1 protein-coding gene and 1 pseudogene are annotated in these 1919 nt (G+C 74.8%); both read right to left on the reverse strand.

Annotated elements, in window-relative coordinates; translation table 11 throughout:
* Window positions 1–924: serine/threonine-protein kinase (locus AOK11_RS27475; protein WP_055596414.1), on the reverse strand; the 924-nt coding region annotated here is incomplete at its 3' end.
* 189 nt (window positions 925–1113) lie between these two features.
* Window positions 1114–1919 (reverse strand): annotated as a pseudogene (locus tag AOK11_RS27480) (serine/threonine protein kinase); the annotation flags it as partial.

The following is a 1919-nucleotide window of genomic DNA, read 5'->3' on the forward strand; positions in this document are numbered from 1 at the left end:
GGGCGCCCCGGCCGCCGGCGCCGGACCGGAGGAAAGGGTGTCCTCGCCCCTCTGCTCCGTCGGCTCGGCGTCCGGCTCGTCCACGTCCAGTGGCGGCATCCCCGCCAGCAGGGGCAGCAGCTCCCGCAGCCGGTCCCCGAGCTCCGAGGCCCGCAGCCGCGAGGCCGGCGCCTTGGCCAGGCACTGCACGAGCAGCTGCCACAGCTCGTCGGGGATACCGGGAAGCGGGACGACCGACTCGGTGACATGGCGGCGCAGCACCGCTCCCGGATGTCCGCCGCCGAACGGCGTGAAGCCCGCGAGCAGCTCGTACAGGACCGTGGCGAGCGCGTAGATGTCGACCGACGCGCGCGGCGGCAGGCCCTCCACGATCTCCGGCGCCAGGTAGTCCGGCGTTCCGATGATCTTCGTGGCGCGGGTGCGGCGCGGGGTGTCGATGAGCTTGGCCACCCCGAAGTCGGTCAGCAGCGCGCGGTGCGAGCCGCCGGGGCCGACCGGGCCCTGCATGTCCAGCAGGATGTTCTCCGGCTTGACGTCCCGGTGGATGACCCCCGCGGCGTGCGCCGCCGCCAGACCGTCCGCGACATCGGCGACGATCGCCACGGCGGCCTCCGGGGCGAGCCTGCGCTCGCGGTCGAGGCGGGTCCGCAGATCCGTACCGCGGACCAGGTCCATGACCAGCGCGAGATCGTTGCCGTCGACCACCAGGTCGCGCACCGAGACGATGTGCGGATGCTCCAGACCGAGCAGCGCCGTCCGCTCCTGCACGAAGCGTCCGACGAGCTCCTGGTCCGAGGAGAGGTCCTCGCGCAGCAACTTGACGGCGACGGGCCCGTCCGGCCCCTCACCGAGCCACACCGTGCCGGCGCTGCCCCGCCCGAGGATCTGGTGGGCGGTGTACCGGCTGCCGATCTTCCGTGCCAAGACTGCTCCTACCGACGCGTGTTGCCGCCAAAGCTACGCGCCCCGGAAGCCAACCTTCACGGGGGATCCGGAAATCACCCGGCGGGTGTCGACATATCAGCAAACCGGCCGGACGCGCCCCGGACCGTCGGTGGCGCCGCGGCACCGGAGCACCGGCGGCCCGGAACGCCGAGGCCCCGGAGGGCCGGACTACTGCGGCGGGTCGGACTCGGACCCGCCCAGGTCCTGGAACCAGTCCACTGTGTTGTTGAACCAGTCGGTGAGCTGCTCCCAGTAGCCCTTGCCGCTGCCGATCCAGCCCTGCAGCGGGCTCAGCTCCCAGATCAGCCAGCTCGCGACGACCAGGATGAGGATCGTGAACAGGCAGCCCTTCAGGCAGCCGAGGCCGGGGATGCGCATCGGGTTGGCGCTGCGCTGCCGGGGCTCGCGCGCGGGGCGTCGCGGCTCCGGCGGCGGGGTGTGCCGCTGCGGCTCCGGCTGGCGCGGCCGCTGGGACCGCTGGGACCGCTGCGGCGGGGACGGGGCGTACTGCTGGGGCTGCTGAGGTTGCTGTGCCTGCTGGTACGGCTGCGGCTGACCGTAGCCGGAGCCGGGCTGGGGCTGCGGGCGGCGCTGCTGGGGCTGCTGCCGGGAGACCTGCCGTTGGGGGCGGCGGCGCAGCGGGTCCTCGCCCGGGTCGAGGTACTGGACCTGGGTCTGCTCGTTGCGGTCGCGGGCCGCGCGCATCTGGTTCTGCCAGGGATGCGGATCGTCGGACCCGGGCTGCCCCTGGCCGCCCTGACCGGGCGGGCCGGGCGGCACCGGGGGCATGACGGCGGTCGGGTCGGCGGCGCCGGAGGGGCCGCCGGCGCCCGCCGGGGCGTTGGCGCCGGTCTGCGGCAGGACGCTGGTCGCGCCGTTGGGGTCGTACGCACCCCCGGTGTGCGGCAGCACCTGCGTCGGGTCGGCGGAACCGGGCGCGCCGGGTGTGCCGGGCACGGGGGCGGGCGCGGGGT

The organism is Streptomyces hirsutus (genome assembly GCF_001418415.1).
In the GTDB taxonomy this organism is placed as follows: Bacteria; Actinomycetota; Actinomycetes; order Streptomycetales; family Streptomycetaceae; genus Streptomyces; species Streptomyces hirsutus.